Genomic DNA, 3,685 nt, shown 5'->3' with positions numbered 1-3,685 from the left:
GCGACCTGCTGATCACCGGGCCGACGAACACCAACGTCAACGACTTCCGGGCGCTCCTGATCCTGTAGCGAAACGTGCAGGACCGGCGCGTGGGCAGGCACAATGGACGCTGTCCACATTGATCCCTGCCAGCCGTGAAAGCGCCTCCCGCCGACGCCTCCCTGCCGCCGCCCCGCGCCACCTACCGCCACGGCGACCTGCGCCGGGCGCTGCTGGAAGCCGGCGTGGAACTGGCGCGGCACGGCGGTCCCGACGCGGTGGTGCTGCGCGAGGCCACGCGCCGCGCCGGCGTGGTGCCCAACGCAGCCTATCGCCACTTCGCCAGCCGCGGCGCGCTGCTGGAGGCGGTGCGCGCCGAGGCGGTGGCCCGCATGGCGAGGGCGATGGAAGCCGAGCTGGCGGTCGACGCGCCGGCCAAGGGCGGGGGCAAGGGCGATGCGGTGGACGCCGCGCGCGCGGCGGTGCGCGCCGTCGGCGCCGGCTACCTGCGCTTCGCGCGCGAGGAAACCGGCCTGTTCCGCACCGCCTTCGCCGACCTCGCACCGGTGGAAGGCGACGCCGACCCGGCCAAGGCCGGCGGCAGCGGCCTCAATCCCTTCCAGTTGCTCGGCGCGGCGCTCGATCAGCTCGTGCAGGCCGGCGTGATGCCGCCCGAGCGGCGGCCGGGGGCGGAGTACCTCGCCTGGTCCACCGTGCACGGCCTGGCGATGCTGACCATCGCCGGCCCGCTGCGCGGCCTGGCCGGCGCCGAGATCGAGGCGCTGGGCCAGCGGCTGCTGGAGATGGTGGAGCGGGGGCTGTAGCCGCATGTCCGACGCATCCCGGCCCGCTGTCTTGTTCATCTGCACCGGCAACATCTGCCGCTCGCCCACGGCCCACGCCTTGCTCGTCCACAAGGCGCGCATGGCCGGCGTCGAGGTCGCCGTGGACAGCGCCGCCGTCTCCGACGAGGAGCGCGGCAACCCTTTCGACCGCCGCGCCGCCGCCGAACTGCGCCGCCGCGGCGTGCCGCTGCATGCGCACTGCGCGCGTCAGGTGCGGCGCGAGGACTTCACGCGCTTCGACTGGATCGTCGGCATGACGCGTGCCCACTGCGCGGCGCTGCGCCGGATCGCGCCCGAGGGCTGCCGCTCGCGCATCGTGCTGATGCTGGACTTCGCCGCCGGCCACGAAGGCCGGGACGTGCCCGATCCCTGGTACGGCGATGCGCAGGACTTCGTCCACGCCTTCGATCTCATCGACCGCGGCGTGGACGGCCTCATCGCGCGGCTATTCGCACAGTGAGCGGATCTCCGGCGGCACCGGCAGCGCGCGCAGCCGTCCGTCGGGCCGCTTGCCGCCGAAGATGCGCACCTCCTCGCATTCGAGGATCAGCGTCTCGCCCTGTGCGTCGTCGCGCGTGACGCGGTAGGCCTGCACGAAGCTCTTGTCGCGCCACTCGCGCACGCTGGCGGCGAAGTGCAGCGTGTCGCCATAGCTGGCGGTGCTGACGAAGCGCGCCTTCGTGTCCACCAGCGGCGTGCCGATCACGCCCAGCGTCCTGGCCGTCTCCTCCCAGCGCGGCACGCCGCATTCGGCGAAGAAGTGCCGCGAGGCCGCGTCGATCCAGCCGAAGAAGTTGGGAAACCAGACGATGCCGGCCGGGTCGCAGTCGCCGAATTCGACGCGGGTGGTGTAGGTGACGGTCTTGGGCATGCAGGAGGGGAGATCAGTCCGCGCGGATGTTGCGCTCCTTGATGATGGCACCGAAACGCACCGAGTCCGCCATCGCCCGCTCGTGGAAGGCCTCGGGCGTGCCCGGCGCCGCCTCGCCGCCGAGCTGCGCGATGCGCTCCTGCACGGCAGGCATCGCCAGCACCTTGTTGATCTCCGCGTTGAGCTTCGCGATCACCGGCTGCGGCGTGCCGGCCGGCGCGTAGAAGCCGAACACCGTGTCGGCGTCGAAGCCCTTGAAGCCCGCCTCGTCCAGCGTCGGCACGTCGGGGAAGAGCGGCGAGCGCTTCGGGCTGCCCACCGCCAGCATGCGCAGCTTGCCGGCCTTGACGTGCTGCAGCGCGATGCCGGGGTCGAAGTAGAAGTCGATCTGGCCGGCCAGCAGGTCCTGCAGCGCGGGCGCCGCGCCGCGGTAGGGCACGTGCGTGGCGAAGGTGCCGGTCTGCGACTTGAACATCTCGCCGGCCAGGTGCGGCGAGCTGCCCACGCCCGGCGAGCCGTACGAGAGCTTGCCCGGCCGCGCCTTCAGGTAGGCGGTGAACTCCTGCACGTTCTTCGGCGGCAGGTCGGGCCGCACCACCAGGTAGACCAGCACGCGCGCCGCCGCCGCGACGGGCACCAGGTCCTTGGCCGGGTCGAAGGACATCTTCTGGTAGAGGTGCGGGTTGACCGAGACCATGCCGCCGCTGCTCATCAGCAGCGTATAGCCGTCCGGCGCCGAGCGCGCCACGGCCTCGCCGCCGATGTTGCCGTTGGCGCCGCCGCGGTTCTCGATCACCACCGGCTGGCCCAGCGCCTCCGACAGCGGCTGGCCCACCAGGCGCGCCAGCTGGTCGGCCGCGCCGCCGGGCGGGAAGTTGACGATCACCTTGACCGGCTTGGCCGGCCAGGCCTCGGCCGATGCGGCGGCGGGCATCAGCAGCGCGGCGGCCGCGAGGCCGGCGCCGGCCAGGGCGAGCAGCCGGCGGCGCGGTGCCGCGGGGCGCGAAGCGGGGAGGGAGGGGTTCATCGGTGTGTCTCCTTTCTTTCTCGTTGGAAGCTCGGGTCAGAAGGTGTGAATGAATCCGGCGTGCCCGAGCAGGCCGTCAGAACGTGCCCGATCAAGGCGCAAAGCGCAGCCATAGCTCGGGCTATGGCGAGCATTTGCAACGCGGAGCGGGTGCGTTTTGGCGGGATGAGCGGGCATGTCGGGTTCGCTCACACCTTCTCAGGTCGTCGAGGCAGGGCGCCGCATCCAGCGGATCGGCTGCTCGCGCACCGGCCGCGGCGGCGCGCCGTGCTGGCGCAGCGCGGCGTCCAGCGCGGTGCCGGCCTCGTCGGCCAGGGCGGCGGTGCGCGCGGCGGCGACGGCGGCGGCCCGCTCCTGCGGCGTGCGGCCGGGGTGGCGCGCCAGGTGTTCGGTGATGTGCAGCAGGTTGGCCTTGCCGCGCTCGTTGGTGCTGCCGTAGCCCTTGATCAGGCGCCCGCACAGCGCCAGCTCGTGGCCCAGCGTCCAGTCCTCGCGCGCGCCGGCCTCGACGGCGCCGAGCCACTGCTCGATGAGCGTCTGCTCTTCCGCGAAGCGGCTGCCGCGCCGGCGCAGCCCCTTCAGCGATGCCAGCGTGCGTAGCGCGGCCATGCCCAGCACCGAATGGCTGCCCACCTTCAGCGGCAGCGCCCAGGGCCGCCGGCCGCGGCGCTGGCGGGCCTGGTCCCAGGCGGTGAGGCGCCGCGCCAGTGCCGGCGGCAGCAGCGCGGCGAACTCGGGCACGCCGGGCTTGAAGTGGTCGTACACGCGCAGCAGGTCGTCGGCGCCGGCCTTCACCTCGGCGCGCACGCGTCCGGCGCGGCTGGCGCTCGCCTTCAGCGCGGCCACTCGGACGATGTCGTCGAAAGCCATCCACAGGGCCAGCCAGCGCGCCATCTCGCGGGTGGTGGCGTGGCCCCCCTGCTGCGCGCCGGGGTCGGCCGCCTGCTCGGCCTGCAGCACGCG

Annotated in this window: 5 protein-coding genes; 2 read left to right on the top strand and 3 right to left on the bottom strand. The window is 73.3% G+C overall.

The window, feature by feature from the left end:
* Positions 1-134 precede the first annotated feature (134 nt).
* Positions 135-803, top strand: coding sequence for a TetR/AcrR family transcriptional regulator (locus ACIY1X_RS25450; protein WP_399686219.1), 669 nt, complete (start codon positions 135-137; stop codon positions 801-803).
* Between the two features lie 4 nt (positions 804-807).
* On the top strand, positions 808-1,284 hold the full coding sequence (locus ACIY1X_RS25445; RefSeq protein ID WP_399686216.1) for a low molecular weight protein-tyrosine-phosphatase: 477 nt from the start codon (positions 808-810) through the stop codon (positions 1,282-1,284).
* On the opposite strand, the gene ACIY1X_RS25440 is transcribed toward ACIY1X_RS25445, so the two are convergent.
* From ACIY1X_RS25440 to ACIY1X_RS25430, 3 genes are all read right to left on the bottom strand, one after another.
* Entirely contained in the window at positions 1,270-1,695 is a 426-nt protein-coding gene (locus tag ACIY1X_RS25440; protein WP_399686213.1) for an acyl-CoA thioesterase, read from the bottom strand. The genes ACIY1X_RS25445 and ACIY1X_RS25440 overlap by 15 nt on opposite strands.
* A gap of 13 nt (positions 1,696-1,708) precedes the next feature.
* Positions 1,709-2,722: a Bug family tripartite tricarboxylate transporter substrate binding protein gene (locus ACIY1X_RS25435; protein WP_399686210.1), complete on the bottom strand. Its 1,014-nt coding sequence runs from the start codon at positions 2,720-2,722 to the stop codon at positions 1,709-1,711.
* A gap of 198 nt (positions 2,723-2,920) precedes the next feature.
* The coding region (locus ACIY1X_RS25430; protein ID WP_399686207.1) for a DUF6537 domain-containing protein at positions 2,921-3,685 on the bottom strand (765 nt) is incomplete at its 5' end.

The organism is Xenophilus sp., from assembly GCF_044462705.1.
Taxonomy (GTDB): Bacteria; Pseudomonadota; Gammaproteobacteria; order Burkholderiales; family Burkholderiaceae_C; genus Xenophilus; species Xenophilus azovorans.
This window is presented reverse-complemented; position numbering and strand designations above follow the sequence as displayed.

Coding starts and splice junctions, on each gene's coding strand:
- ACIY1X_RS25445 (WP_399686216.1), top strand. CDS start 808: ATGTCCGACGCATCCCGGCCCGCTGTCTTGTTCATCTGCACCGGCAAC.
- ACIY1X_RS25440 (WP_399686213.1), bottom strand. CDS start 1,695: ATGCCCAAGACCGTCACCTACACCACCCGCGTCGAATTCGGCGACTGC.
- ACIY1X_RS25435 (WP_399686210.1), bottom strand. CDS start 2,722: ATGAACCCCTCCCTCCCCGCTTCGCGCCCCGCGGCACCGCGCCGCCGG.